The sequence below is a fragment of the Ornithinimicrobium sufpigmenti genome, from assembly GCF_004322775.1.
Lineage (GTDB): Bacteria > Actinomycetota > Actinomycetes > Actinomycetales > Dermatophilaceae > Ornithinicoccus > Ornithinicoccus sufpigmenti.
Map to the genome: position 1 here is coordinate 1,160,290 of NZ_CP036403.1, position 26,243 is coordinate 1,186,532.

The following is a 26,243-nucleotide window of genomic DNA, read 5'->3' on the forward strand; positions in this document are numbered from 1 at the left end:
GGCGTCCTGCCGCGCTCGACGGCCGGGCAGACCGATCGCCTGCGAGGGCGGGCCAGTCGGCGAGCGAGACGCTGACCGGGACACGGAACGGGACGTTGACCGGAGCGCCGACCGGGGTGCTGGGCGGGGACGATGCGGGTGCGCAGCTGCGGGTGCTGGACCTACGCCTGCTGCTCCCGGCGCTCCTGGCCTGGGGGGTCCTGGTGGCGCTCCTGCCCAGACCGGTCGAGGCGATCGCGGTCACGTCGATCGCCTGCCTCACCGGGGCACTCGTGCTGCTGCGCCGCGCCCGGGCCTCGCGGAGGTCAGGCAGGGCCAGGCTGGTCGCGATGTCGTGCGCCGCTGTCGGGCTGGTCACCGGGGCGACGGCCCTGCACGTGGCCACCTCCGACGCCGGCCTCGTGACCAGGTGGGCGGAGCAGCGCGCCACCAGCCAGGTCGAGCTCGTCGTCACGACGGAGCCGCGGGTGGTGACCCGCGGTGATGAGCGCCAACCGTTGGTCGTGCTGGAGGCGCGCGTCTCCCGGGCACAGGCCCGGGGCCAGGTCACCACCCCGCGCACGCCGGTGGTCATCTTCGCCAGTGCCGGGCAGGGGTGGGAGGACGTGCGCTGGCGCAGCACGGTCGCCACCACCGGCAGGTGGGCGCCTGCCGAACCGGGCGAGCGGACCCGGGCCGTGCTGACGCCGCGCGGCGGGCCGTCCGTCCTGGCCGAGCCGGCCGTTCTGCTGCGCGGGGTCGACGTGGTCCGCGACCGCTTCCGGGAGGCGCTGCAGCCCCTGCCCGCCGACTCACGAGGACTGGTGCCGGGACTGGTCATCGGCGACACGTCGCTGACCCCGCCGGACCTGACCGAGGCGATGCGGTTGACCGGGATGACCCACCTGTCGGCGGTCTCGGGCAGCAACGTCGGGTCAGCATATGGGTCCGGACATGGCGAAAGACGCCCCACCCGACCTGCCGGGGCAGATCAGGTGGGGCGTCAGTCGAGGGTGCGTCAGTCGATCACCACTCCCAGGTGATGATCGCCTGCGCGGGCGCGGAGGCCAGCACGATCGCTGCGGTCAGGGTGACCGTGGTGACAATGCGTCGGGTCATGAGAATCACCCCCTCCCCTGGTCGTCGGGGGAGTCGTCGGAGTGGTCGGTCCACTCGGTCAGGTCGCCGCAGCCCATCGAGCAGGCGTAGCGGCGTGCGCCACACCCGGGGCAGGGCGTGATGGGGATGGCGACCTCTGCGCACTCGTGCAGCTGGTAGGTCACCGCTGCCACCGGGGGCGTGAGTGCTCCTGCGGGCAGGTGTCACGCCAGGCGAGACGCCCCAGCCCGATCAGTGCACGACCACCAGTGACCGCGAGCGCCAACCCGAAGATCGTGAGCGCCAGGGTCGGGTGGCCAGCCAGCGGCGTGTCGGTGTGCACGGCTCAGGCGTGCGGGCCCGTGGCGGGCGGCGGCGTGTAGTCGTCCGGGATGCCCTGGCTCGAGATGTTGAGGAAGGCGGCCAGGCCGGCGATGGGTGGGGCGAGGACGGTGACGGCAGCGGTGACGATCGCGGTCGTCGGGTCGACCTCGCCGTTGACCACGGCCATGACGACGGTCGCGCTCAGGCCGGTGGAGAGGGTGCCCGCGTAGCCCTGGTAGGTGGTGCGGACGAAGGCGCGCTTGGCGGCCAGGCGGACGTGCTCGGGGATGATGCGGTTCGGCATGGTGGGTCAGTCCTCCTGCAGCCGAGCGGCGATCTTGTTGACGGTGGCCTCCGCGACGGCGTCGGCGTCGACCGATGCGCCGCCCGGGATCTCGGCCAGCGCGGCCTTCACCGCGTCGCCGAGCATCACCGGGTCGACCTTGCCGGCGCGCATCCACGTGGCGCCGAACATGTCCTCGAAGGTGGCGTTCCCGGCGCCGGGCCACTTGCTCTTGCGTAGGGTGCCGACGACGCGGTTGTGCAGGTGCTGGGTCTGGTCGGCGTAGATCGCCTCGGCCAGGCCCTTGGTCTCCTGCAGGAGGGTCAGGACGTTCTGCATGGTGCTCTCCAGGTGGGTGAGTAGGGCGCGGTGGTTAGTGACGTCTCCGGGGTAGCCGTAGACGTCGGCGTAGTCGTGGGCGACGGCCAGGGTCAGCGGGCCCCAGTAGCCGTCCACGTCCAGGTGGGCGCCCAGGAAGTTCAGGTGCTCCTGGATCGCCTTGACGTCGGCCGAGGGTGCGGCCGGCAGATCGGGGGTGCCCGGGATGCTCCCCGTGCGGATGGCCAGCTCCTCCTGGATGTACTGGAACTGCAGGTCCCAGGGGAAGGTGGTGCGGTTGCCGCCGAGGGGCCAACGGCCGGCGTCGTTGCGCATCTCCGGGTCGATGACCCAGTGCTCGCTGAAGCCGATCGGGGCGGTCGGGTGGGCGGTCGCGAGCCGGTAGAGCTCGGCCTGGTTCAGAATGAGCTTGAGCGGGATGTTCCACGTCGCGACGACGAGCGCCCACGCGGCCGCGGACATGCGCAGGTGGGCCTTGACGAACCAGTCCGGCTTGGCGTTCCAGTTCGGGTCCCAGATGCCCTGCTCCTGGCCCCACGCGATGGTGTTCCAGTCGAGGCCGTACCGGTTCGCCTTGCCCTGGGTCCAGGTGCGGACCAGGTGGGCGGGCAGGTACGGCACCCAGGAGTCGCGGTCCGTGCAGTCCGGCCAGCTGGCGCCGCGGTTGGTGGGATTGAGGCCCCATGCGGTGACGGATTCGGCCGAGGTGTCCGGCCGGTTCGGGTCGCGCATCTCGGCCGCGACCGCGATGTGCTGCACGGCCAGGCGTATCGGTGCGCCGCGGGGGTTGCGGCTGGCGCCGTAGTTCGTGCCGGCCGGGCGACCCAGCCCGGCCCACAGCCGGACGTCGTCGAGGCTCGGCAGTGCGCGGAGCGCGTGGAGGCTGTAGGAGTCGTACGGCAGGCCGTGCGCATGCTGTCTGGTGATGGTCACGGGGTCCTCCTGGGGGGATGCGAAGAGCCCCGCACGGTGGCGGGGCTCAGGTGGTGGGGTCGGCCGGTTGGCCGCCGTCGGGCGGTTCAGGCGGGTGCGGGTGGACGCGCACGTCGTCCCACCGGTCGCGCAGGTCCTCGTACCACCGGGTCCACCGGCCGACCGTGCGCTGCAGTCGGGTGATCGCCCGGTCCTGCTCGCGGGAGTGCCTCTCCAGGCAGGCGATGCGCTCGGAGTCCGACTCGTGGAGCGTGCGCAGCTGCGCGATCTGTTCCTCGGTCCGTTCGCTGCGCTTGTCGGCGGCGTCAGCGACGCGCAGCGACATCTCCTGCAGGGTGTCAGCGGCGGCGACGTGTGCGTCTCGGTGCTCGATGGGGGCCTGCCGGAGGTCGCGGACCCAGGCGAGGATGGCGGTGAGCAGGCCGCCGCTGAGCAGACCCAGGAGCACCGAGGCCCACATGCTCACGCCTCCTCCTGCTCGACCTTGACCGCCCGGACGTGAGCCTCGGTACGGGCGAGTGCGACCAGGCGCAGGCCGGCGATGGCGACCATGGCCGGGGCGAGGACGATCACGATGTCGGAGCGCCAGCCGACACCCAGGAAGTAGACGCTCCACCCGGTGGCGCCGGTGATCCACCCGGCCCGCTCCAGCGCCCACACGGTCGACAAGGGATCTTGCTTGCACACGGAGGCAACCAGGAGCACCCCGGCGACCGACACGGCGAGTGCGGTGACGACGGCCAGCGACAAGACAGCGGAGTGCCACGGCGGGGTGCGCTCGATCGCGTCACGAACGCCGATGAGGCCCAGGATCACCCATGCGGGTCCCAGGGCGAGCTCGGGGTGGGCGAACCACCTGTCTCGCCGGCGGGTGGACGGTGGGAGGGTCAGGTATGGCACAGGGATTGCCTGCCTCTCTTGTCAGGGGGTGGGGCGGGGGGGGGGGGTGTCTCGTAACCGGACGTTCCGGGACGGTCAGGCGAAGATGATCCCGGCGGACGTGATCGCGTTGAGCGCGGTCACGTTGGTGTCTGCCGCGACGGGTGGGGTGCCGCGGGTGGTGGTGGCGCCGTGGGCGCTGATCTGGGAGCCCTCCATGACGATCAGGTCGCGGGCGTTGCCGTTGCCGGATACGATGGCCGTGCGACAGTCGATCCTGGACCCGCCGAGGGAGCGGGCGCCGCCGAGGCCGTTGCCGGTGATGGTGGCCGTGCGGACCAGTACGGCACTGTCGTGGTAGGCGGCGGCACCATACTGGCCACAGCCGTTAGCGACCGCGCCCTGTGCGTGGAGGAAACCGCCGCCGCCGCACAGGAGGCCGATTCCGCCTGCACGGGACACGTCGGCCTCGGTGGCCGTGACCATCGAGCGGGTGGACACGATGGCGTTCAGGAAGGCGTCGGTCACGGTGGCGAAGCCGATGTTTGCCTGGGATGCGCGGGAGATGTAGACGGCATTCTCGCCGCCCTTGTTGGCGGAGAAGTTGGCGTACTCGGCTGCGAGCGCGGAGGCGCGGGTGACCCACACGTTGCGGTTGTTGGAGCCGGTGAACTCGGAGTAGTCGGCGGTGCAGGTTGAGGCGGAGCCGACGTACAGGCCGCGGGCGCCGGCGTTGCGGATGCCGGACTGTGGTTCGACGTGGCCAGTGGAGCCGACGAGCATGTACCCTTCGCCGCCACGGTCGGCCATGTCGACGAGGCACGCGAGGCGGGGGGCGTTGCCGTTGTCGCACCGGAGGAAGTCGCCGGTGAAGGTGGCGGCCACCGTGACGACGGGGTCCGTGGAGGTGATGCGGAAGGCGGAGTAGTCGCCTGCGATTCTGGCCCCTCGTGTCGGTCGATGGCCGGCCTCGAAGCGGACCTCGATGGTGGCGCCGCGGTCGATGTGCGCGGGATTGAGGCTGTCGAGCGCTACCTGCAGGTTGGGCGCGTCGGTGGGGATGCGGATGGTCAGTGCTGCGCGGCGCTGTGGGAACGTCGCGGCGAGGCGGGTGGCGGTGGCGCTGGTGGGGTCGGCGAGCAGGTCCGCGACGTCGGTGTCCACCACCTCGGCGACGGGTGGCGGGTTGAGCCATGCGACGTTGCCCATGCCGTCGGTGCCGACCCATCGACCAGGGATGGCGGGGCCGGTGACGCGCAGCACCGAGATGGCGCCGACGTTCGTGGGGGCGGTCACGCGGTGCCCTTCAAGCGGCCCGCCATAGCCTCGTCCAACTGGCCGGCGAGGGCATCACGTGCGGCCTCTGCGATGACGGCGCGGGTCAGCGCCTGCGCCAGTTCACGGGCGAGACGATCGACGATGTCCTGGGCGTCGACGCCGACAGGCTGGGACTCGGTCATGGGGTCTCCTCCAGGGTGGTGATTCGCTCGCGCAGGTCGCGGACGAGCGGGATGAGCAGCAGCGCGAGGCGGTCGTACTGGACCGACACGAGGTTGCCGGCCTCGTCGTAGGAGCAGAACTCCGCCAGGCCGGCCGCCTCGACCTCCTCAGCGATGACGCCGGGGACGCGCCGCGGCGGGATGGTCATGGCGGTCGCCTTCGCCGTATCGTCGGCCTGGGTGGCGACAGTCCCTGCCCGGTAGCGCTCCACCTGGCCGCGGTCGAGCCAGTCGCGGACGGGCACGTCGAGGATCAGCGCGGGGTCGAGCGACTCGGTGATGTCGCGGGTGGCGACCTTGTCCTTAGCGAGGGAGGTGTTGCGGTAGATCGACGGCATCCCGGTCTGGCCGACGATCATGGTGATGGGCTGCCCGGTGAGCGTGGTCGTCGGCAGGTTGTAGAGCGACAGGAGCCCGGCGCGGGGGTAGATGAGGATCTCGCCGGAGACGTTGTCCATGTTGATCCGGCCGCGGGTCGACGACCCGAGCCACCAGCCGCCCTGACCGTCGACCTGGGCGAACGCGCCGCCAGTGCCGTGGGTGCGGACCGTGACGGCATGTTTGCTGCCCTGACCGACGTCGGTGATGCCGACCTGGATGGAGGAGTTGCCACCACCGAACACCGGACCCTGTAGCAGCCCCAGCGGGTGCGTCTCGGACGTGAACGACCGCAGGCGCAGGCCCTGCCCGCCGCTGGGGTCGTAGAACACTAGCTGTCCGTCGTCACCACCGAAGGCGGCGCGGATGCGCTCGGTGTCGCGGGAGAGAATCCACGGCGCGTCGCTGTTCATCCCGAACGTCAGGCGGATGATGCCGTCCTTGATGACGCGCAGGTCATCCTGCATCTGGACGCGGGTGGCGCCGGAGGAGGTGCGGATCAGGGAGCCGGTGATGGTGCCGTTGATGACCTCGACGTCGCCGGTGACGGACGCCCGGAACCGCAGCGCGCCGGAGGAGTCCCACGCGCGCAGACCGTCGGTGGAGTCGATCCTGACGCCACGGTTGACCTGTGGCTCCGTCTGGAACATGCCGGACGTGATCTGCATGCCGGTCGCGGTCTTGAAGTCCAGCGCGTCCGCTTCGAGGTATGCACCCTTGAGCCACCCGACCTCGACCGTGTCGAACTGGGCAAACCCGGCCGCCAGTTTGTTGACCGCGGCCTGGTCGAAGAACATCTTGTCGCCGGTGACGGCACCGTTCTCGATGAGGACGCCGCGCACCATCGACTGCATCGACGGCATCTCGAACTGGAGCACCGCGGTCGGGGTCGCGTGCGGCTGGACCTGCATCTCGATAGCAGCAGCGACAGCGTCCGCAGGGGTAGTCCACTCGTGCTCAACCCAGCCCGTCGCCGAGACCGTCGTCTGCCACGGCATCGCCGTGACGTAGCGGGAGCCGTCTGGTCGATAGACGACCCCGACCCACCTCATCGTCGATCCGACCTCGCCGCGGTGCCAGACCCGCAGGCGGTACTTGGTGTTCGGGGTGACCGTGATGGCCCGGGCGCGGTCGGTGACGCCGGGAGTGAGTCGGGCGGCGCTGTTGCCGGTGAGTTGGCCCGTGTTGATGCGCAGCGCGGCAGCGGCGCCGGGGTTGTCTCGCTCGCCCCACGTCACCCACACCGTCGTGCTCCCGGTGCGTTCGGTACGCATCTCCTCGCGGGCAAACGCCGGGTCGACGACAAGCTCACCGCCGGTGCCGATGGCGAGCCGGTCGGCCAGGACCGTGCCTGCCCGCAACCGCAGCCCGTCGAACTCACCGAAGGTGCCGCTGTCGATGTGCACCATCTGCGGCTCGCGGGGCGTCCATGCGGTGCCGTCCCACAGCCAGGAGGCGACGATCCGGTTGCCGTCGTACTGGGTCCAGATGGCGGGGACGGGAAGGTTCTCGCCGTCCTCGACGGTCGGGGGCCGGGTGGAGCCAGTGAACGCGCCGCCACCGAGCTGGATGAGGTCGACGAGGTCGGGGATGACGTTGTTGTTCAGGTGGTCGATGCGGTCGCCGACCTGGCCGAGCATGGCGTCGAGGCCGGTGTCGTCCAGTACCGACTTGATGGTGACTGAGGTCCAGCCGGTCCAGTCGGACTCGTTCCCGGAGCGGTCCACGGCACGGATACGGGCGCGGGCGGTCGAGCCACGGTCCAGGCCGGGCGCGATGGTGAAACCTGCACCGCCGAGGACGTTGGTGCCGGTGACCGTCGCGCCGTCACGCACGCCTTCCCACTCGACGTCCGCGTAGGCGAAGTCGATCGGCATGGGCGTGTCGAGGTGCGTGCGGCCGTCCCAGTCCCACCGGGCCGTGCCCAGCGCCGACGACGGCACCAGGTCGGACGGCACCGGGGGCGGGGTGGTGTCGGCCGCGACCGTGAGCGTGTAGGGCTCAGACCAGACACCGGGGGCGGTGGCGTACTTGCCGCGGGCGCGGACCCGGACCTGGATCGTGGTGCCGACGTCGAACGGGCCAGCCTCGACCTCGGTCTCGGACGTGGACGCGGCGATGACGTAGGGCGCACCGAGGACGTTGACGCGCCACGCCAGCTCGTAGCGGTCGATCTCCATGTCGCCGCCGCCGTCTTCGGGGCGAGCCTTCGTCACGGCGGCCCACGAGGCGAAGATCAGGCCGCGAGCGGCGCCGTCGGGGTCGATGTACGCCTGGGTGCCGACGACGAGGCCAGTCACCTGCGCGGGGGTGCGCTTGTCCTGGCCGGGTGGCGCGGGCCGCACGTCGGACCCGGCGCCGGAGGAGCCGACGCCCTCACCCATGCGGGCGCGGCGTCGACGACGCAGCTCAGCGTCGAGCAGTCGGTCGTTCAGGATGACCGAGCGAGTGACGTCCTCGCCCTGCGCACGCCACAGCAGGCCAGCGACGCGGACCCGCTCGCCCTTGACGTGCGTCGGTGCAGTCACCCAGTCACCGGGCAGCACGTCGACGCCGAGACGGTAGGGCACGGCCGGGGTCAGGTCGCGCGTGTACTGTCCACGCAGACGGGCAGCGTCGGCCAACTCGCGCTGGTTACGGGCACGAGCAGAGCCCTCGATCGTCACCCGGTCATCGGACGCGAAGCCCTCCCAGCGGCCCCACGGCGACGGCGCGGACTGGTCCACGTCCGTCACGAGCAGGCCGTTGCCACCGTGCAGCGTGTGGGCCTGGATCAGGTCAGCGATCGTCTCCGTCGACGGGGCCTCCGCGACGTGGGTCCGCTCCCGCAGGATCACCTGGGAGGCACGCTCACGGCCCGGACGAGGCGGCGCGAGGCGCAGGGTGCGACCCGTCCACCACGGGACCGCAGCGCCACCGTCGGCCATCCGGCCGAGGGTCACGTCGAGCGCCTCACCACGGGACACCCAGAGCACGTTCAGCGGCGGCCAGGGCTTGCCGAGGGAGTCGTGGGTGGCGGTGAAGTCACGCGCGATCACCGGGCCGCCACGCTGGGCGTACTCGTTCAGCAGCGTGATCGCTACCGACCCAGCCGTCTGCCCGATGAACTGACGCCGGCCAGCGTTGTCGCCCTCCGCCGCGTAGAAGCCCTCCGCAGGCGCGCGCTCCTTGACCTTCGACAGCAGCCACCCGTAGGCGGGTGCGGTCAACTGCACCGTGTCGGTGTCGTCGAGGCGGTCGTTGGACCGCTCCAGCACGACGTACCGGGCACCGTCAGGCTCCACCCACGCGGTGCCGTTCCACTCCTCCAGGGCGAGCTCGAGCCCCTGCGTGAGCGTGCGCCCGAGGATGCCACCACCGGCAGCGACGCGGGCATACGTCAGCGACGCCGCGCCCTGGTCCTCCCACGGGATCGACGCCGACCACGCCAGAGGCACCGGCAGGACACCCAAGCGGCCACCGTTCGGCGCATACGCCACGAGGCGCGTCGAGTGGTGATCGCTCAAAGCCAACTCCTCCTGTAGCGGATCGTGCACGGGTGGCTGGCTTGCAAACGGACCTCGCGGATCAGGTTGCCGCCCGACTCACGCACGACCGGCCACAACTGCAGGGGGCCAGGGCCGGGATAGTCGATGTTCTGGTTGCGGTTGTTGTTCGTCACGTGCCACACCGCTTCACTCGTCACCGACGACGTCCACGAGCGCATCTCACCCACAGCGACGGTCAGCGACCAGCCCGCGAACTCCAGGTGGAAGTCTGACGAGATACCTGTCCCTGTCGTGGTGTCCACCAGCGAGTACGGCGGGCCAGCCATCGGTCCCGGACCCCACCGCACCATCGCGTCGATGATCGGCGCCGAACCAGCCAGCACCGTGTGAGTCGAGGAGCCGGCTGGGACGTCGAGGGTCTGGAAGGTGGTGTCGCGCAGGTAGACACCCGGCAGCGCCAGCAGAGCCGAGAAGCGCAGCTGCCGTCCGGCCGTGAAGTCTCGGCCGGACACCTCCGACACCGACACCAGATCGGCCGGCGCGTCATGCCGCACGCCGTCAGCGACGTGCGAGTACGTCAGCGGCGCCGACTGCAGCAGCGCCATCAGGTCACGCCACGACGCCTCCAGGCTGCCCTGCGACGTCGCCTGCAGCAGCCACGACAGGCCAACCGTGCGCTCGTCCGGGACGACGCGACGACGGGCCGACGTCACGCCCGGCACGCCCGGCAGGGTGGCGGTGACGCGCCGGTTGGACGCGCCCGGCCTGAACGTCGTCGGCTTCTGCAGGCGCCACCCCCGGGCGGGCTGGTGCAGGTCGATCCCGTTGAGCAGCTTCGTGACGGTCACAGATTCAGCGCTCCTACCTGGGTCAGGGCCCGTTCGGTGTGGACCGACTCCGGCTCGCTGATCGGGTGGATATTCGTGACGTTGACCGTGACCTGCCGTCCACCCGCGACCGCCGTACCGACGCCCTGCTCCAGCGGCTTGACCATCCCGGCCTGGATCATGGCGCGCAGCTGGTAAGCGCCGGCCTGGCCACCGAGGTCGAGCACGTCGTCAGCGTCGAGGACGTGCTCGCCGTTGGAGAGCCGGTAGGCCTGGCCGGTGTCGGTGTTGATGGCGGGGATGAGGTCGTCGCGGGGGCCGCCGGGACCGGTGACGGCACCGCCGTCTGCCATCTCGATCGCGCCACCGTCGGCACGACCGAAGGCACCCAGGATGGACCCGAATGCACCGATCGGGCCGGGTGCGGCACGTAGCGCGACAGACACCGACGACGGGATGCTGTTCAGGAAGCCCTGCAGGGTGGCGTAGGCGTCCCGCGTGGCTAGCCGGACCTGGGTGTCGACGAAGTCCGGCACGGCCCCGTAGGCCTCGGCCAGCCGGTACGCCTCATCCTTGGTGTAGCCCATCTGCCTCAGCTGGTCGACCAGCAGGCCGTAGGCCGTGCCCCAGCGGCCGTTGAGGGCGTCCTGGCCCTCTCCAGCTGCGATGGCGGCGTTCTGGGCGTCGTACATCGACCCCACGGCCGTCTGCAGCTGCTCGTGCAGCAGCGCACCCTTCTCGGTGCCGGTGTCGAACTGGCCGGACAGGTCGTCCAGGGCCAGGCCGTTCAGGTCCTCGACGGCCGCGCCGACGCCCTCGATGTCGCCCACCATGGCGTTGGTGAGGTCGTGCACGCGGGCCGACACGATCTCGTCCTCCAGGAAGGAGTTGAACGCCTCCTGCGCCGGGTCGATGCCGTTCTCGATCAGGCCCTCGCGCATGCCGTCGGCGGCCTGGTAGGCCTCCCAGCGGATGTCGCGCAGGCCACCGACGAGACCGTCGACGAACCCTTCCTCGACGTCGATGAGGCCCAGCTCGTTGGCGACCTCGATCAGGTGGTCCATCGACAGGATGGCCTGCACGATGCCGAACTCGATGAAGTCACCGAACGCCTCCAGGCCGGAGGCGGCGAACTCGACGACGGCCGCACCGGCCTCGAAGGCCATGTTGGCGACGCCACCGAAGAACTCCATCACCCCGGCACGGTTGCCGCTGACCCAGGAGGCGAAGTCCTCCAGCGGGTCGGAGAACGCCATCGCGAGCGCGCCCTTGATACCGTCGGCCGCCAGCTCGATCTGGCGTTGTGCGGACTCGACCGCGGTGGCCGGGTTGTCGGCCAGGGCAGTCATGGCGGAGTCGAGCGCACCCTCGACCTGCCCCAGGTCAGTGACGGCCTTGGACGGGTCCAGGTTGAGGATGGCCGACCCCAGGTCCTCCCACTGGGTGCCGAAGAGAGCGACACCGGCGGCATTCCGCTCGACCGGGTCCTCCATGTCGCGCAGGCCGTCGAGGACCTGCTGCAGCCCCTCGGCCGCGCCCTCGCCGCCACGGGCGATCTTCGCGGTCATCTTCTCGGCGTTGAGGCCGATGGCTTCGAAGCCGTCCGCTGACGCCTCACTCGCGTCGGTCGCGCGGATCTGGAATTCCTTGAGGGCGTCCGCGACGAGGTCGGCGTTGCGGGCGCCGCCCTCCAGCCCCTGGTTGAGCATGCCGAGCGCGGTCTCGGCGTCCAGGCCGAGCCGCTCCATGAGCGCCGGGTACTCGATGAAGGTGTCGAGCAGGTCCTCGGCGGCGTTCGTGCCGGTCTGGAAGCCGCGGGTCAGGACGTCGAGGGCTTCGTCGGCGCTCTTGACGATGCCGGCGGACAGCATGACGTCGACGGCCTGCGCGACGCGTGCGGAGTCTTCCTCGCTGATGGTGGCGAGGGAGTCGAGCTGGCCGATGATCTGCTGGATCTCGGCGGTCGTGGCGTCGACGTCGATGAGGCCGATCTGCAGTGCGTTGCGGGCAGTGTCGAGGTTGGCCTCGATCGACTCCCCGAAGGCGTCGGCGTAGGCGTTGCCGGCGGCGCGGGCGAACCGGGCAGCGGTGGCTTCGTCGAGTCCGGTGCGAGCGCTGAACAGGTCACGCTGCAGCTCGACGTTGAGGCCGTCGCGGATCCCGTCGAGCAGGCCGGTGCCGATGGCCTGCCCGATCTTGATGACGGCCCCGGCGATGGGGATCGAGGCGAGGCCGGCGAGGATGCCCATGACCATGCCGTCGCCCATGCGACCGCCGGCGTCGTCACCGGCAGCGTCGGCCTTGTCGACGACGACGTCGATAGCGCCCTCGGCCTGGCCGGTGTCGGCCAGTACCTCCATCTCGGCGCGCATCCCCTGCAGGGCCTTGAGGCGGGACTCCGCGGACGCGAGGTTCTTCTCCGCCTTGGCGACGTCAGCCTGGACCTGCGTGGTCGGCTCCATGCGCGAGAGCACCTCGAGCTCGCGCTTGTGGTCGGTGATCTTCTTCTCGGCCCGCTCGATGTCGACGTCGACCTGCGGGTCGTACTCGCGGCGGGCGAGGTCTTCCAACTCGCCCTCGACGGCGTCGAGGGATGCCTCGGCACGGACGGTGTCGACGTCGAGGTCGACGGTGGCGTCCTGCACGCCTTCCAGGGACCCGACGAAGGTGTCGACGGCGGACTCGGCGGGTGCGGTGTCGACGTCGATCTTGAGCATCGGTGCCTGGCGGGCGCCGAGCTGGTCGAGCATCTGGTCGACGAGGGCGTACTTGCGGTCGAACTCGGTGATGTCGAAGTCGATGCCGCCGTGGATGGTGCCGAGGTCGAAGGACACGTGTTCATCTCCTCCTGGTGGTGGCGCGCGAAGTGGGCGTCGTCGGGTCGAGCAGGAGGCGGCGTATGCGGGCCCTCAGCCAGCGCCAGGACCGGGGCAGGTCGTCGTCGAGGTCGATGCCGTAGACGGCGTGCAGGTCGGCCTCGACGACTTCCCATGCGGTGAACAGGTCAGTCCAGCCGGCTGGTTCGGCGACGGAGGCGCGTCCGGTCAGGCGCTCGAGCTCTCCGGGTGGGATGTCGTACCAGTCGTAGAGTCCGGTGGCGGGGTCGTAGTTGCCTCGGCCGTAGTCGTCGAGGCTTTTCCCGACCCGGTCTCCTGCCTGGGGGTGTCGGGGTCCATGACGGCGCGGGCGGCGGTGTCGCTGCCGGTGACGATCCACACGTAGGCGGCGCGGGCGGCCTTGCGCAGCTCGGACAGGGGCACGTCGGCCTCCAGCATGGCGTCCCAGGCGGTGACGCCGTCGGGGCTGGTGCCGGACAGGGCGTCTTCGTCGAGGGAGCGGTCGAAGGTGTCGTAGCGTGCGGCCCGTTCCAGCGCGTAGGCGGGCGGGTCGGTCTGCTTGCGCTTGGCGAGGGTGATGACGTAGGACGCCTGCAGGGCGAGGCCGACCTTGGCGGGGGGCGAGTAGATGGTGAAGTCCTGGCCGTTGACGGTCAGGGTGAGGGTGTCGGACACGGGTCTCTCCTGGGGTGCTCACGGGTCGGTCACGGGCCTGGGGGTGGCACCGCCTGGCCCGACCCGTGACGAGGGCCAGGCGGTGCCGGACTGGGGTGCCCCCGCGGGGTCAGGGGGCGGTGGGGTTGGCGACCTCGCGGTCCGCGCCCTGCACGTTCAGGGTGATGTTGACCGCCTGCAGCGCCGTGCCGACACCACCCTGCGGTGCCCACTGCACGTAGGCCTCCGCCTCGTAGGACTCGGCCTCAGGGAAGGCGGTGTCCCAGTAGTAGACCTCGATCAGGTCGCTCTGCTCCGAGGCGATGCGCAGGGCCTCCTGGCCGGCGTCGTAGGCGGAGCCGTCGTTGCGGCGCAGCACGGTCGCGGTGACGGTGATCTTGGCCTGCACCGGCACGTCGGAGCCGTAGAACCCGCTGTTGAAGTCGGAGTTGTCGGCGGTGGTGGTGGGCCGGGTGCGGGCGAAGGAGTTGAGGCCGGCGACGGGGATGCGACTGCCCTCCTCAGCGCCCTTGACGGCGAGGCGCCAGGTGCTGTTGGGGGAGGCCTCGCGGGCGGTGATCTCCGGGATGGTGACGGACATGGTGGGTTTCCTCCTGGTGGGGCGTTTCCTTGTGGGGGTCACCGGGCCAGGAGGCTGTCCTGCCCGGGGTTCGTGGCTACCTGGTGTGCGCGGTGGGGGCGTCGAGCAGCAGGTAGTAGTTGGCGCTGGCTTCGGTGCGGTGGTCGCCGTCGGCGCCGAGCGTCCCGTGGCTGGCGCGGTAGGCCTTGTGCACCTTCACGCCACCGAGGACCAGGCCCTCCGCGCCGTGGAGCAGTTGGTAGATCGCGTCGTCGAGGTCGTCCACGTCGAGAGGGTCGTACTGGGCACCTCGGGTCCGGACCTGCATGCCCTGCACGCGGTGACCTTCGACCGTGTCGGCGACGGTGTAGGGCGTGAGCGCGATGATCCGGTCGGGCTGGGGCGGGACGGCCTTGGTGGTGATGCCGGTGGCGCCCTTGAGGAAGACGCCGACGGGGGACCATGTGCCGAGCCAATGGGCGTGCAGGTGCTCGGCGAGGCCGACAGTGAGTCGGCGAGTGAGGTCAGGCGGTGTCGCCACCGGGCTCGCCCTCGACCTCGGGGACGACCTCGTCCTGGCCGATGGTCGGCAGGTCGGCGGCGTTGATGGCCTCGATGATCTGTGCCTTCTTGACCTTTGTCGGGGAGTCGATGCCGCGCTGGGCGGCGAGCTCGCGCAGCTCCTTGACGGTCAGGTCCTCCAGGGCGTTGCCCTGCGCCTGCTCGGTGACGCGGTAGCCGTTGCGCTCCCACCTACGGCGGGTCAGGTCCTCGGGCGCCTCCGCGACGCCGTCCTTGAAGGCGAGGGTGGTGCGGCCGATGCGGGCGGAGCCGGTGTAGCCGGGGCGGGGGTGGTGGACGTGCATGATGCCTCCTACTGGACGAGGTTGGTGCGGATCGCCTGGGTGACGATGGCGCGGATGACGGGCTGCTCGGTGACCATGGGGCCGCTCTAGGTACTTGGCGCCGCCGCCGCGGGGGTGGTGCCAGGTCAGCTCTTCGTGCTGACGAGCGGCGTACGGGGTGTCGAAGGAGACGATGGCCTGGGTGCCGTCGTGCGTGACGGCGGCACTGTTGCGCAGGGTGGACTCGTCGACGGGCGCGGACTGCTGGGCGACGCCCTTGAGGTGTTCGGCGGCGAGGTAGACGCCGCGTTCGGTGCCGTCGTGGACGGCCTGTCGGGGGGTCGCGGGTGGGGCGGGTGCGCCTGAAAGTAGCCATCGTGGCCTCCCCCTATTCGCAGGCTGCCTCGACGTGCTCGGGCATGTCGTCCAGGCCGGGCGTAGTGGCGACGGACCGGGACAGGATGGTCGTCTCGTCGCCGCTGGGGAGCGTGACGCGGGAGCCCGGGGTCAGGGCGTCGGCCTGGGCTACGCGGGCGACGATGGTGGTGGAGGACACGGCCTCGGTACCGTCCGCGGCGCGCACTAGGCGGGTCTCCTCGTCGACGAGTACGCCGGTGCCGTCCTCGGGGGTGAGGGTGACGGGTTCGGCGTAGATGGGCCCGTAGGAGCCGGTGCCGAGCTTGGTGCGGACGGTGATGGTGTGGGCGAGGAAGTCCTCGAGCTCGTCCATGGGTCAGCCCCAGGCGGTGACGGGTCCGCCGAGCAGGCCGGCGTCGGCGAGGATCATCCGCGACGCGTCGCAGAGCAGCGTGGCTGCCTCGGTCTTGGCCTGGGTCGCGGACGCGGCGTCGTAGGAGACCGACACGGACCGCATCGACTTCGAGGTCACCACCCTGTCCGTCACACCCACGGATCCGGCGTCGGGGCTCACCTTGGCGGCGTGCCAGACGAGGACCTGCTCGACGGTGGCGTCACGGAATGCCGCTGCGACGTCCTCGTCGGAGGGCAGGCCGGCGGAGGTGGTGTCGTAGACGGCGGTGCGGGTGGCGTGCCGGACCCAGCGGGACGCGACGGTCAGCAGCCGGGCGACGTTGTCGGGCAGCTGCTGGTCACTCGTCAGGGCGTTGTCGACGTCGGTTTCGGTGGCGTAGGTCAGGGCCACGGTGCACCTCCAGGGGTAGTGGGGCGGGCGCAGGGCGCGCTGCTGCAAGGGGTGAAAGGACCGGGCGTGGGACCCCTCAAGCGGCCTTCGTGCGTGGCTTCGATGCGCAGGTGCGTGCCCGGCGCACGTTGACGCCCACCCCACGAGTTCTGGGTGCCACCCCGCCCGGCCAGCCGTGGTGCCGGGTCGGGCGGGGTGGACTTCGGAGGGTCAGCCCTCGGGGTCGGGCTCCGGCGGCACCGTGCCCGGCTGCCAGTCGGCCAGGTGCGCGTGCTCGTCCGCGTCCTGGGTGGCCGGGTCGGACGACACGGCACCGGGACGGATGGGCCGGACGCCCTGGGAGGCGTGGATCTCGGGGGAGACCACGGTCGGGCCGTGCGGGTTGCCCAGCTGGCCGGGCTCGCCCGCGTTGGTCGGGGCGAGGAAGTCGCCGGGCCGGGGGTCGACGGCGGCGTCGCGCAGGCGCGTGCCGATCTGCTCGTCGGTGACGTCGCGGGGGTCCATGACGCTCATGCGGCGTCACCGCCATCCACGCCGCCGGCCTGGCCGTCCTGCTTGGCCTTCTCGGCGGCCTCACGCTCCGCGGCCTCCTTGGCGGCCGCCTCGCGCTTGGCGACGTAGGCCTCGGCCCACTCGCGGACGCCCTTACGGGCCTTGCCGTCCGCCTCCGCACCGACGACCCGGGCGCGCTCCTCATCGTCGATGTCGTCACGCTCGAGGTACTCGACGACCTGCTCCTGGTTGTGGCTGGCCGGGTCGAACAGGCCCTCGTCCTCCTGGGCCTCGTCCTCGACGGTGTAGCCGCGGGCCTCCAGGTAGGCGCGCTGCCCGGCGGACAGCTCGTCCACCTCGGCCACGCCGTCCTTGAACTCCACGGCAGTCGGGCCGATGACGGACCGGCCGGTGTACTTCTCGATCGGGCTGGTGATCTTCATGGTGGCCCTCCTGGGCTCAGTCGGACTTGCGGACGATGGACTGCCACCAGCGGAAGGACGCCACGACAGCGCCGTCCTTCCACACCTGCAGCGACCCGTCCGGGCCGTTGTAGTCGAGACTGTCGGCCTCGACCGTGGTCTGGTTGTCCATGTCGGTGGTGATGACGTAGGTGCCGGGCTCGTTCATCCCGTAGACGCTCATAGGGCCTCCTGCCCGCCAGGGGCGGGGCGCAGATCACTCCACGCCCCGCCAGGTGAGTCAGCCCGCGGGGGCGACCCGGACCGACCGGGCGACCGCCGCGGCCTTCGTCTTCTTCAGCGCGACCGCGACCGGGCCCATCTCGACCTCACCGGTCTTGACGGCGCCGGCCTTGGTGAAGTCCGGCAGCCACGTCTGCACCAGCGGCGCCCCGGCCATCGAGACGCCGTGGAAGGCGTCCAGGCCGAAGCGGACCGCGTACAGCTCGGTGACGCCCGCGGTGACCGGGATGACGTCGGCGTTGGTGCCGGCGCGCTTGCCCGCGTCGATGAGGCGGGCGCCGCCGTAGGACTCGACGTAGGTGTCCCGCGGCCCGGGGGTGCGGGTGTACATCGACGTGCGGCGCGCGGCGGAGCGCACCTTGGCCAGGGCGCGGCGGTTGGTGAGGATCGCGCCGGGCTCGCCGTCCAGCAGCGCCAGGATCTCGTCGAGGGCGTCGAGCACGGCGAACGAGGCGTCCTCGTTCATCGCGGCCGACCAGTCGATGGTCTCGGTGACCTCGGTCGTGGACCCGGCGAGGGCCTTGGACAGGCCGTCGAAGGAGTCCTCGTCCGCCGAGCTGTCGCCGTGGATGACGGCGTGGCCGAACTCGGCCTGGGTGGCGCGGATCTTGTTGGACATCTGCAGCGCGACCTCACCGGACGCGGCGGGGCCGACGCGGCCGAGGACGCGGTCGATCTGGAAGGACCCGCCGAGGGGCTTGAGGTCCACGGAGTGCTTGGTCGTGGTGACCTCGGTCGGCGTGTACTCGTGGTTGATCGCGCGGAACGCCGCGGTGCCGAGGGTGGCCAGACGGCGGTAGCCGTAGGTCAGGGTGCCGCCACCGCCGACGGGGTTGACCACGTCGTCGAAGGTGAGCAGGTCCATGATCTGGTTGGTGCGGAACTCGTCGATGACGGCGAGGTCGACGTCGTCGACCGCGTTCTGCTGGGCCTGGGCAAGGGAAACGGGCATGTGCTTCTCCTAGGTGAGGAGGGGTGGGTTGGTGGAGGGTCAGCCGCTATAGGCGCCGGCGACGGCGTCCGTGAGCGACTTGGGGGTGCGGGTCTGACCCTCGCCGGACCCGCCGGCGTGGTCGGCCGAGCTCGCACCGGCCACCGGGGCCGCCTTGAGCTTGGGGTTGTCGGTGACGGCGTCCTTGATGGCGGCGTCGACCTTGCTGGTGAAGTCCTCGGCCTGGGGGTCGAGGGCCGACACCTTCGCCAGGAAGGTGCGGGAGTCGAGGAGGGCGTTGGGGTCGCCCTGGTGCTTGCCGGCGACCTTGAAGACGGCCAGCTCGACGGCGGCCTCGCGCGCGGCGGCCTGCGCGGCCTGCACCTGCTGCGTGAGCTCGGTGGGGTCGGGGGCGTCGTCGCCGTCCTTGATGAGGCCGAGCGCCTTGCCGAGCTCCTGCACGACCTCGTCGCGGGCGGTCTTGGCCGCCTCCTTGGGGTCGACGCGCTTCTTGGCGTTCTCGCGGCGCAGGCGCTCGATCTCGGCCTTGGCCTTGTCAGGGTCGGCCCACGGGCTGTCGTCGTCGCCTTTGCTGTCGTCGGCGTCGTCACCATCGCCGGAGTCGTCCTGGCTGCCGTCACCGTCGTCGTCGGTGCCGTCGCTGCCGGACCCGGTGTCGCCGCCGTCGCCGTCGGCGAAGCGGAGGCCGTGCGGGTTGCCGGGGTGCATGGCGGTCAGGACCGGGCTGGTGAGGTTGAGGGTGGTGCTCTTCACGGGTGCCTCCTGGGCATGGTGATGGCCCGCGCCTGGCGGGTAGGGTGATGGGCGTGGAACTCGCGATCTGGACTGTGCTGCTGCTCGTCGCTGCCGGCGTGGTGGTCGTGACGCTGCCAGTGATCGCCGTCTTCCTGTGGCGGATCAGCACCCAGCAGCGGGTCTTGATCGACCTGACTGCGCAGGCCTACATCGACGGCGAGGTCAGCGAGCCCGGCTGATCTGTTCGCGCTGGCTCTTGCGGGTCAGGCCGTCGGTGGCGGCCAGGTGAGCGCGCTGTCGTGCCTGCCATTCGCGCACCTTCACGTTGGCCCGCTTCTCCGCCTCGGGGGTGAGTGCCGTGGCTGCACGCTGCTTCCAGTGCCGTATGCCGCGCTCGAGGTAGCGCTGTTGCTGCTCTTCGGCGTACCGGGTCTCGGTGTCGCGGGTGTTCGTCGCGGGCCGTGACGCACCAGGCAGGTACGCGCTGACGCTGTGCCGGCAGTTCGGGTGCTGCAGTCCGGCCGCGCGCGCCTCGTCGAGCGTGCCGGCGACGCGGACCGTGACCGTGCCCTCGCCGACCAGGTTGTCGACCTCGATCGCACCGGCCACCGAGCCGCCGATGGACAGCACCTTGCCCTCCCAGGGCCGGCATGCTGCGCACTCTCGGGGACTGTCGGACACCATGACGAGGTCGAGTCCGTTGGCCTGCAGCTGGTCGACGTGACCCTGCACCGCGGCCCGGCCTGCGCCGGTGCGGGTCGCCATCTCCACGTAGGTCGGTGCCGACCACTGCCGCCCGGCGGTGTCGGTGAAAGACGTGACGCCCTTGGTCGTGAGCCGGTCCAGTGCGTGCTGCGCGGCGTCCACTCGGGTACCGGATCCGAGCAGCACCACAGAGGACGACTCGGCGATCACCTGCGTGTAGATGTCCAGCGCCGAGCGGAGCATCCGCTGACCGACCGGCGCGATCACGGTCAACGTCTCGGCCGCCAACCGCTCGATACCGGCCATGCGTGCCGGCGGGAGGCGGACGTCCAGGTCGAGACCGTCGAGGTCAGCCACGGCGAGAGACTGGCCGCGGGTCCAGGCGGTGGCGATGACGTGCTGCAGCGTCCCGGTGGCCTGCTCGGTCAGCTCGGTCGTCTCCCGGGCCATGCGGGCTCGGAGCAGGTCGAGCTGGGTGAGGCGGTCGGTAGCCCATGTCGGTGCGTCGATGCCGGCGGCGAGGGTGCGGGCGATGCGGCGCAGCAGGGACAGCTCGGCCGCGGCGAAGAGGTCGGAGACCTGTCGGGCTAGGCGTTCACCGTAGGACGGGTCGACGGGCATGGCCGGGGGCCTCTCATGGGGTCGAGGTTAGCCGAACAGGCCGGGCGACGCCGGGTCCGCCAGGGCACCCAAGGAGTGCTCGCGGGTGACGCGCTCGACCTCCTTGGTGACCGCGTCGTCGTCCCAGTCGGGGTGGACCATCCTGACCTTCGTCTCCACGCTCACGGCCTTCGCGCGCTCCAGCGCCTCCACCGTCTGCGCCAGCTGCAGCGGCGAGTCCTGCACCGTGTCACCGAAGTCGACGGCGACCTTGGTGGGGTCGATGCCGGAGCGGTTGAAGACCGCGACGTCCGTGGCCAACATCTTCGTGAACAGCGCCTGCAGCGCCGGCCGCTCGAGCCGGACCTTGCGTCCGCGAGTGAGCAGCGACCGGCCCTTGCGCGCCATCGTCTCCGTGGCGGTCGCGGCAGCGCCTTCCTCGTCCTCGCCGAACGTGGCGGCGGAGTAGCCGGCGGACCGGAGGATCTGCTCGACGAGGTCCTGCGCGGTCTGCTGGTGCTCGGCGACGCGGATCGCGAACTGCTGCGGGGTGATCTGTGCCGAGCCGTCCTCGGCCAGCGGCATCTTCATCGGGGTGATGACCTCGTCGTCCAGGTCGAACGACGCACCCCGGCCCGGGCCATGGGCGGTGAGGAACTGCTCAGGAACGATGAGCCGCGCCCGCGCGAGGCGCACGTCACGCATCCACGACGTGTAGGTCTCGTCGAGAGCGTCCATGAGGCCCTCGACGCCGTCGAAATCGGATCGGCCCAGGTTGCGGCCGACCGGGTGGGTGCGCCACGCCCGGTTGGGGGTCATGTTCGGCACGTGCACCACTGCCAGGCCGGGGGTCGCACCCTCGGTCAGCGCGCCGTCGGCGTTCACGGACTGGGCCAGGTGCCTGGTGGAGGCGTGCTCGGTGAGGGGGATGGCGCGGCCGAGGCTGTCGGCGGTGCCCTGGTAGAGGCCGTGCAGGACGATGCCGATGCCGTCGGCGAGTTCGTGCCGCTCCAGGTGTCGCACGACGAGGGTGGTGTCGCGGTGCACGACCCGCCAGAACGTGACGGCGACGAGCCGGCCGTAGCGGAACTCTGGCAGGGCGGCGTCGTAGTGGACGGTGGAGATGAACGGGCGGTCGGCCAGCTCCCGGTCCCAGGTGACGCGGTGGTAGCGGCCACCGAGCGCGGCACCGATCTCGGCGCCCTCGGCGAGGACCTGCACGGTGGCGTCGTCGAGGTAGGCCTGCAGCGCCTCGGCGGTCTTCTCGTCGTCGCTGGTGACGGTCGGCGGGTCGGCGTACAGCAGGTCGGACGAGGCCTGCGCCAGGTCGGCGGCGAGCGGGACGTGCAGCTGTGCGGGACGGCGGTTGCCGACGACCGGGCGGCCCCAGAAGAGGCGAGCGGCGGCACCGACGAGGCCGCCGGCGTACTGGGAGGGGCGGGTGCGGCCGGCGGGGGCGGAGTAGGCCTTGTTGAGCGCGTCGGGCGACCCGACGTACCAGGCATCCCAGCGAGCCATGGTGGCCAGCTGGTCGGTGTAGTCCTTGGGCGGCCAGGTGGCGCCGTTGTCAGGCAGCGGCATCGTGGTCCTCCTGGTCCTGGTCGGGGGCGTCAGCCGGGGCGAGCGGGACGAGGTCAGCCCAGTCGTGGCGGGACGTGTAGACCGCGTACCGCAGCGCGTCAGCCTCGTCGTCGTCGGCCTTGAGCGGTGCCGTCTCGCCCCGCTTGGTGGCCTTCGGGTCCCAGGCGTAGCCGGGGAGCTTGTCGATCAGGTGCGTGCAGGTGTCCGCCACGACGAGCTTGTCGACGGCGAGGAGTCCGGCGACGGTACGGATGCCGGACAGGACGTTCTTGTGGGCGTTGCGGACGTTGACCATGCCGTCGTGGAACAGCTGCCGCTTGAACGCGGCCGCTGCGGAGTCGACAGCGACCCACTCGGGTGCCTGCCATGCGGTGGGCTGGTCAGCGAGCCAGCGCCGCAGGTCCGTGGAGTATTCGCCGATCGTGCGTGGGCTGGGTGCCCACTCGGCCAGGACGTAGAGCCGGTAGCCGCCGTTGACGGGGTCGGGCCCGACGCCGAGGAGGTAGCCGCGGGTGGCGTGCACGTCGCCGTAGTCGACGCCGACGGTCAAGATCCGGTCCATGACTGGCAGCTGGTCGCGGGACAGGACGTGGCGGGTCTCGTCCCACGTCTCGTAGATCGCGCCCTCGGCCTGGACCCATTCGCCCTTGATAAACCGGCGGTACCAGAGCCCGGTGTACTCGCGCTTGATCTGGGCGACGTAGGCGGGGTCGAGGTGGGGGTTGTCGTCGATGTCGAAGTGGAAGACACGGTAGCCGAGTTCGTCGGCGCGCAGGATGACCTGCTTGCGCAGGTAGTGCCCGGGGGAGTCGGGGTTGGTGGTGGCGAAGAGCTGGGCGCCGGGGACGGACATGCGGCCGAGCAGCTGGGTCCAGAACGCCTCGGAGACGAGGGTGGCTTCGTCGACGTAGGCGCCGGCGACGGTGAGGCCGCGTAGCACCATCTCGGCGCGGGCGTCGGAGGCGCCGAGGACGTGGATGGTGCGGCCGAGGATCTTTGCGGTGGGTGCGCCGGCGGTGTAGGTCACCTGCAGTGCGAGGGTGCCGAACAGGGACGGGTCGGTGAGGGGCCCGAACACGTTACGGGCGATGGACTCACGGGTGCGGCCGATGACGACGAGTGCGCCACCTGCGGGGGGTTCGCGGCAGAACAGGAGCCAGGCGAGGAGGGAGCCGATGGTCTTGCCGGAGCGGATGCTGCCCTCCCACAGGCACAGCCGCGCGTCCGCCTGAGCGATGGAAGTGATCTGCTTGGGGGAGAGCGCGGCGACGACGGCCTGGGTGAGGCTCACGGGGCGTCCTGCAGGGTCTGCGCGGTGGCTTTGATGGCGTCGGCGATCTTGTCGAGCATCCCGACCGCGTCAGACACGCCACCGTCGCCATCGAGCTTCTCCAGGCGGTCGTAGGAGCCGATGGCGGTGGAGACGGCCTGCATGATCTTCAGCTGGTCGGCGTGCGGGGGCTGGTCGAGCTCGCGCTGCTCGTAGGTGTTGTCCTTGCCGCCGAAGTTGAAGATGACCGTCGGGGCGAAGAGCTGCTTGCGCAGGCGGGCGGCGTCTTCGAGGAGGTCGGCCTTGAGCTGGGCGCGGCGGGCTTTGACGTCGAGGACCTTGGCCTGGGTGGCTGCGGCCGTGTGGGAACGGTCCCAGGTCAGGGGCGGGTCCATGGCTTTGGCTTTGCGGGAGACGGAGCCCTTGTCGCGGCCGAGCTCTTTGGCGATGGCGGTCAGGGTGAGGCCTTGGCCGTGGAGCTCGCGCAGGCGGGTTTCCTGCTCGGTGGTCCAGCGTCCGGGTGAGGCCACGTGTCCTCACCGCCTCGCAGGATGGTTGGTGCCTGCCGGTGCTCGACTCCAGGGTCGGTGGCTCACGGCAGACCCCGGCACCAGGGTTCGGCGGTGGCTCTGAGTGGGACCCGGGTGGCCCGGCAGGCAGTTCGTGGGGGGAACGGCGAAGCCCTCAGCGGTGGAGGCTGAGGGCTTCTGGTTCAGGGCATAGTCGTACGCCCTTCGGATTTCACGATACACCACACGTCTGCAGGGAGGCCACAGGCGGCACACCACGCGCCCCTGCGGTGTCGCGGACGTCGCTGGTCCGGTAGCGGACGTCGCGGCCGGTGCCCTGCCGTGCCCAGCGATACCGGTGGGCCCAGACCCGGACGGTCGAGACGGGGATGCCCAGCATCGACGCGGCTCGAGCTGGCGTGACCCATTCGGTCCGGGAGCCCCAGCGTTCCCACTGTTCGCGGGGCACGGTGGATCCGCAGCGCGAGCAGGTCAGGTCGCCGTCGGCGAGGTCGGGGCCGGCGATGGTGGCGACGTACTCGCCGGTGCAGGCGACGTCGAGGCAGGGGCTGTTGGTGCGGACGGTGCGGGTGCCGCGCTTGGACAGACGCCTCAGGGTGGCGAGGTGCTCGCGGGCGTCGAGGCCGATGGCGTAGCGCAGGTGGGCGTCGGGGTGGTGTTCGAGGTGGTCGGTCCAGCGGGAGGCGAGGCGGAGCCGGCCGGGGGTCGAGTGTGGGATGGCACCGAGGCCGTCGAGCTCGTCGAGCAGGACGTGGGCGAGGAAGAGGGCCCAGTCGTCGACGGCGGTGATGGCGCTGCCCCATTCGTCGGCGTCGAGGAGGTCGGCGGCGCCTGGTGGTGGTTGGCTGCCGGGCTTGCCGGTGGGGCGGGCGGTGATGAGGCGTTCGAAGACGGCGGGGAGGGCGGCGACGGTTTCGTAGAGGGTGGCGGTCTCGTCGAGGACGGTGGCGAGGGGGAGGTTGTCGAGGCTCATGGGGTCTCCTCGGGGTCGCGGTGGGGTTCGGTCTTGGTGTCAGGGCATCCGGTGCAGACGAACCGGCGGACGGGGTCGCTGAGGTTGGTGTCCTCGACCCATTCGTGGGCGTGTTCGGGCGTCAGCTGGGTAGCGAGGGCCAGGAGCCGATTCACGAGCGCCATCAGGTGCGGCCGGGTGGCGGCTTGAACCTCGACGATCGCGGCGGCGGCCCGCAGGACCGCGGCGTCACTGGCCATCGGACGCCCCTCGCGTCAGCGCTGCGCGGAGGGCGTGGACTATGACGTAGGAGTCCTCGCCCTGGGTGTCGGCCAGCGCCTCGACGCGGGCCACGGTCGCCCGCGTGGCTTCCAGTTCGTCCAGCACCTCGCCGAACACGTCATACATCGCCGTGGCGCAGCCGTTGCACGGCTCACCCTCAGCGGGCTTCGCGCCGTCGTTGGGCTGGCCGCACAGGGTCTTGGCGGTCGGCTTGTGGATGACGTGCCACGTTGCGCTCACGACGACTCACCCGCCAGGGCGGCGCGGCCGAGGCCGGTCACGGTCGGCCGGTACGGGTCACCCTCGACGAGGCCGTGGCGGCGCAGGATCATCTCCTCCACGTCGTTCATCACGGGCGGGTAGCCGATGCTGATGAGCCAGAGCCGCTCGACCTGGCGGGACGAGAGCGCGGGGCCGGTGTAGGGGCTCACGACTTGGCCCGTCCCGTCAGCGCGTCCCGCAGCCGCTTCCCATCTGCCGGACCCATCTCCCAGGACAGCGCCAGTAGCGAGGCCACGAGGTCGCGCGCGGACGCCTCGTGGGAGTCCCGCTCACCCCGCAGCGCCTCCGCCTCGGCGCGGAGGTTGGCGTAGTAGGCGCCAGGATCAGCAGCGCCGGCAGCCGCCTGCGCCTCCCGGGTCGCCACGAACGGCGCCAGGGCGGCGAGGATGGCGTGGACTGTGCGGCTCACCGGGGCCAGGTCGGTGCCAACGTGGTCGGACATGGACGACATGACCAACGCATCGGTCATCGCCTCGCGTTCGTCGTCGGTCCACTCCACCCCGCTCATGAGGTCACCCCGGACCCCGCACCCACCATGCGGTCCCCACACGCGCGGGCCGTGGACTCAACGTTGGCCAGAGTGTCCGCGGCATACACCGCCAGGGCGTAGGCCTGCCAGATGTCGGCGCGGAAGCCGTAGAACCACCCGGGCTGGCTTTTGGTGCCTTTGCCGTGGTTGGGCTGGCCGGGGGCGAAGCGGTCGACGAGGGCTTGGCGGACGTTGGAGTCCTTGGCCTTGCTGCTGTGGCAGTGGTGGAGCTTGACGGGTTGGCGGTAGACCAGCTGCACGTCCTCGCCGCGCAGGTCTTCGACGAGGGAGGCGTAGCGGCCGATCCAGACGCAGGTCTCGAAGACTTCCTTGCCGACGGGCATGCCGTAGCTCGCGACCATCTCGATGACGGTGCGGTCGAAGGTGTGGACGCCTGCGGAGATCTTGCGGTAGAGCTCGCGGTTCTCGGTCTTGCCGAACTCCAGGGGCTCGCCGGTGTCGGCGTCGATGACGCACCACCCTGATTCGGTGTTGCCGGGGTCGATGGCCAGGATGCGCAAGGG

At 70.9% G+C, this 26,243-nt stretch carries 34 protein-coding genes; 2 read left to right on the forward strand and 32 right to left on the reverse strand.

Features of this window, described 5'->3' with window-relative positions; all coding sequences use genetic code 11:
- The first annotated feature begins 95 nt into the window (after positions 1–95).
- Entirely contained in the window at positions 96–1,022 is a 927-nt protein-coding gene (locus ESZ52_RS05325; protein WP_131104015.1) for a ComEC/Rec2 family competence protein, read from the forward strand.
- Between the two features lie 81 nt (positions 1,023–1,103).
- On the opposite strand, the gene ESZ52_RS19140 is transcribed toward ESZ52_RS05325, so the two are convergent.
- The 22 genes from ESZ52_RS19140 to ESZ52_RS05420 all read right to left on the reverse strand — a co-directional run bounded on the left by ESZ52_RS19140 (position 1,104) and on the right by ESZ52_RS05420 (position 19,006).
- Entirely contained in the window at positions 1,104–1,262 is a 159-nt protein-coding gene (locus ESZ52_RS19140; RefSeq protein WP_181010101.1) for a hypothetical protein, read from the reverse strand.
- Positions 1,259–1,420 (reverse strand): hypothetical protein, encoded by a 162-nt coding sequence (locus ESZ52_RS19145; RefSeq protein WP_181010100.1) that lies wholly within the window; start codon positions 1,418–1,420, stop codon positions 1,259–1,261. Before ESZ52_RS19145 ends, ESZ52_RS19140 begins: the two co-directional genes overlap by 4 nt.
- A gap of 3 nt (positions 1,421–1,423) precedes the next feature.
- Entirely contained in the window at positions 1,424–1,705 is a 282-nt protein-coding gene (locus ESZ52_RS05330) for a hypothetical protein (RefSeq protein WP_131104016.1), read from the reverse strand.
- A gap of 6 nt (positions 1,706–1,711) precedes the next feature.
- Positions 1,712–2,956: a hypothetical protein gene (locus ESZ52_RS05335; RefSeq protein ID WP_131104017.1), complete on the reverse strand. Its 1,245-nt coding sequence runs from the start codon at positions 2,954–2,956 to the stop codon at positions 1,712–1,714.
- A gap of 46 nt (positions 2,957–3,002) precedes the next feature.
- Positions 3,003–3,422, reverse strand: coding sequence for a hypothetical protein (locus ESZ52_RS05340; RefSeq protein ID WP_131104018.1), 420 nt, complete (start codon positions 3,420–3,422; stop codon positions 3,003–3,005).
- Positions 3,419–3,856 carry a hypothetical protein gene (locus ESZ52_RS05345; protein ID WP_131104019.1) on the reverse strand — a complete coding sequence of 146 codons (438 nt, stop codon included), beginning with the start codon at positions 3,854–3,856 and terminating at the stop codon, positions 3,419–3,421. Before ESZ52_RS05345 ends, ESZ52_RS05340 begins: the two co-directional genes overlap by 4 nt.
- A gap of 75 nt (positions 3,857–3,931) precedes the next feature.
- Positions 3,932–5,098, reverse strand: coding sequence for a hypothetical protein (locus tag ESZ52_RS05350; protein WP_131104020.1), 1,167 nt, complete (start codon positions 5,096–5,098; stop codon positions 3,932–3,934).
- Between the two features lie 29 nt (positions 5,099–5,127).
- A complete protein-coding gene (locus ESZ52_RS19150; protein ID WP_181010099.1) occupies positions 5,128–5,295 on the reverse strand; it encodes a hypothetical protein in 168 nt (55 codons plus the stop codon).
- Positions 5,292–9,218 carry a phage tail protein gene (locus tag ESZ52_RS05355; protein ID WP_131104021.1) on the reverse strand — a complete coding sequence of 1,309 codons (3,927 nt, stop codon included), beginning with the start codon at positions 9,216–9,218 and terminating at the stop codon, positions 5,292–5,294. Before ESZ52_RS05355 ends, ESZ52_RS19150 begins: the two co-directional genes overlap by 4 nt.
- Positions 9,215–9,922: a hypothetical protein gene (locus tag ESZ52_RS05360; RefSeq protein WP_131104022.1), complete on the reverse strand. Its 708-nt coding sequence runs from the start codon at positions 9,920–9,922 to the stop codon at positions 9,215–9,217. Before ESZ52_RS05360 ends, ESZ52_RS05355 begins: the two co-directional genes overlap by 4 nt.
- Positions 9,923–10,044: 122 nt before the next feature.
- On the reverse strand, positions 10,045–12,861 hold the full coding sequence (locus ESZ52_RS05365; RefSeq protein WP_131104023.1) for a phage tail tape measure protein: 2,817 nt from the start codon (positions 12,859–12,861) through the stop codon (positions 10,045–10,047).
- A gap of 210 nt (positions 12,862–13,071) precedes the next feature.
- A complete protein-coding gene (locus ESZ52_RS19155; protein WP_181010098.1) occupies positions 13,072–13,539 on the reverse strand; it encodes a DUF7426 family protein in 468 nt (155 codons plus the stop codon).
- A gap of 109 nt (positions 13,540–13,648) precedes the next feature.
- Positions 13,649–14,119, reverse strand: a complete 471-nt coding sequence (locus ESZ52_RS05375) for a phage tail tube protein (RefSeq protein ID WP_131104025.1) — start codon at positions 14,117–14,119, stop codon at positions 13,649–13,651.
- Positions 14,120–14,195: 76 nt separating this feature from the next.
- Positions 14,196–14,639, reverse strand: coding sequence for a minor capsid protein (locus tag ESZ52_RS05380; protein WP_131104026.1), 444 nt, complete (start codon positions 14,637–14,639; stop codon positions 14,196–14,198).
- Positions 14,623–14,964, reverse strand: a complete 342-nt coding sequence (locus ESZ52_RS05385; RefSeq protein ID WP_131104027.1) for a Rho termination factor N-terminal domain-containing protein — start codon at positions 14,962–14,964, stop codon at positions 14,623–14,625. The genes ESZ52_RS05380 and ESZ52_RS05385 overlap by 17 nt, the downstream gene beginning before the upstream one ends.
- A gap of 367 nt (positions 14,965–15,331) precedes the next feature.
- Positions 15,332–15,673: a hypothetical protein gene (locus ESZ52_RS05390; protein ID WP_131104028.1), complete on the reverse strand. Its 342-nt coding sequence runs from the start codon at positions 15,671–15,673 to the stop codon at positions 15,332–15,334.
- A 3-nt stretch (positions 15,674–15,676) separates the two neighbouring features.
- Positions 15,677–16,105 carry a hypothetical protein gene (locus tag ESZ52_RS05395; RefSeq protein WP_131104029.1) on the reverse strand — a complete coding sequence of 143 codons (429 nt, stop codon included), beginning with the start codon at positions 16,103–16,105 and terminating at the stop codon, positions 15,677–15,679.
- Positions 16,106–16,315: 210 nt separating this feature from the next.
- The gene (locus ESZ52_RS05400) at positions 16,316–16,618 is read right to left on the reverse strand and encodes a hypothetical protein (protein WP_131104030.1); all 303 of its coding nucleotides are present in this window, start codon (positions 16,616–16,618) and stop codon (positions 16,316–16,318) included.
- Complete coding sequence (locus ESZ52_RS05405; RefSeq protein ID WP_131104031.1) at positions 16,615–17,040, reverse strand: hypothetical protein; 426 nt, start codon at positions 17,038–17,040, stop codon at positions 16,615–16,617. Before ESZ52_RS05405 ends, ESZ52_RS05400 begins: the two co-directional genes overlap by 4 nt.
- 16 nt (positions 17,041–17,056) lie before the next feature.
- Positions 17,057–17,242, reverse strand: coding sequence for a hypothetical protein (locus ESZ52_RS05410; RefSeq protein WP_131104032.1), 186 nt, complete (start codon positions 17,240–17,242; stop codon positions 17,057–17,059).
- A gap of 57 nt (positions 17,243–17,299) precedes the next feature.
- Positions 17,300–18,253 carry a major capsid protein gene (locus tag ESZ52_RS05415; protein ID WP_131104033.1) on the reverse strand — a complete coding sequence of 318 codons (954 nt, stop codon included), beginning with the start codon at positions 18,251–18,253 and terminating at the stop codon, positions 17,300–17,302.
- A 39-nt stretch (positions 18,254–18,292) separates the two neighbouring features.
- Entirely contained in the window at positions 18,293–19,006 is a 714-nt protein-coding gene (locus tag ESZ52_RS05420) for a hypothetical protein (protein WP_131104034.1), read from the reverse strand.
- 53 nt (positions 19,007–19,059) lie between these two features.
- On the opposite strand from ESZ52_RS05420, the gene ESZ52_RS19160 reads away from it, so the two are divergent.
- Positions 19,060–19,227 carry a hypothetical protein gene (locus ESZ52_RS19160; RefSeq protein WP_181010097.1) on the forward strand — a complete coding sequence of 56 codons (168 nt, stop codon included), beginning with the start codon at positions 19,060–19,062 and terminating at the stop codon, positions 19,225–19,227.
- Here ESZ52_RS19160 and ESZ52_RS05425 read toward each other — a convergent pair.
- The 10 genes from ESZ52_RS05425 to ESZ52_RS05470 all read right to left on the reverse strand — a co-directional run bounded on the left by ESZ52_RS05425 (position 19,211) and on the right by ESZ52_RS05470 (position 26,240).
- The gene (locus ESZ52_RS05425; protein WP_131104035.1) at positions 19,211–20,314 is read right to left on the reverse strand and encodes a phage minor capsid protein; all 1,104 of its coding nucleotides are present in this window, start codon (positions 20,312–20,314) and stop codon (positions 19,211–19,213) included. The two genes, ESZ52_RS19160 and ESZ52_RS05425, sit on opposite strands and share 17 nt — an antisense overlap.
- Before the next feature lie 27 nt (positions 20,315–20,341).
- Positions 20,342–21,874, reverse strand: coding sequence for a phage portal protein (locus ESZ52_RS05430; RefSeq protein ID WP_131104036.1), 1,533 nt, complete (start codon positions 21,872–21,874; stop codon positions 20,342–20,344).
- Positions 21,861–23,165: a PBSX family phage terminase large subunit gene (locus ESZ52_RS05435; protein WP_131104037.1), complete on the reverse strand. Its 1,305-nt coding sequence runs from the start codon at positions 23,163–23,165 to the stop codon at positions 21,861–21,863. The genes ESZ52_RS05430 and ESZ52_RS05435 overlap by 14 nt, the downstream gene beginning before the upstream one ends.
- A complete protein-coding gene (locus ESZ52_RS05440; RefSeq protein WP_131104038.1) occupies positions 23,162–23,674 on the reverse strand; it encodes a helix-turn-helix domain-containing protein in 513 nt (170 codons plus the stop codon). The genes ESZ52_RS05435 and ESZ52_RS05440 overlap by 4 nt, the downstream gene beginning before the upstream one ends.
- A 211-nt stretch (positions 23,675–23,885) precedes the next feature.
- A complete protein-coding gene (locus tag ESZ52_RS05445) occupies positions 23,886–24,647 on the reverse strand; it encodes a helix-turn-helix domain-containing protein (RefSeq protein ID WP_131104039.1) in 762 nt (253 codons plus the stop codon).
- A complete protein-coding gene (locus tag ESZ52_RS05450) occupies positions 24,644–24,886 on the reverse strand; it encodes a hypothetical protein (protein WP_131104040.1) in 243 nt (80 codons plus the stop codon). The genes ESZ52_RS05445 and ESZ52_RS05450 overlap by 4 nt, the downstream gene beginning before the upstream one ends.
- On the reverse strand, positions 24,876–25,148 hold the full coding sequence (locus tag ESZ52_RS05455) for a hypothetical protein (protein ID WP_131104041.1): 273 nt from the start codon (positions 25,146–25,148) through the stop codon (positions 24,876–24,878). The genes ESZ52_RS05450 and ESZ52_RS05455 overlap by 11 nt, the downstream gene beginning before the upstream one ends.
- Positions 25,145–25,339, reverse strand: a complete 195-nt coding sequence (locus ESZ52_RS05460; protein WP_131104042.1) for a hypothetical protein — start codon at positions 25,337–25,339, stop codon at positions 25,145–25,147. The genes ESZ52_RS05455 and ESZ52_RS05460 overlap by 4 nt, the downstream gene beginning before the upstream one ends.
- Positions 25,336–25,698: a hypothetical protein gene (locus ESZ52_RS05465; protein WP_131104043.1), complete on the reverse strand. Its 363-nt coding sequence runs from the start codon at positions 25,696–25,698 to the stop codon at positions 25,336–25,338. Before ESZ52_RS05465 ends, ESZ52_RS05460 begins: the two co-directional genes overlap by 4 nt.
- Positions 25,695–26,240 (reverse strand): hypothetical protein, encoded by a 546-nt coding sequence (locus ESZ52_RS05470; RefSeq protein ID WP_131104044.1) that lies wholly within the window; start codon positions 26,238–26,240, stop codon positions 25,695–25,697. The genes ESZ52_RS05465 and ESZ52_RS05470 overlap by 4 nt, the downstream gene beginning before the upstream one ends.
- Positions 26,241–26,243 lie beyond the last annotated feature (3 nt).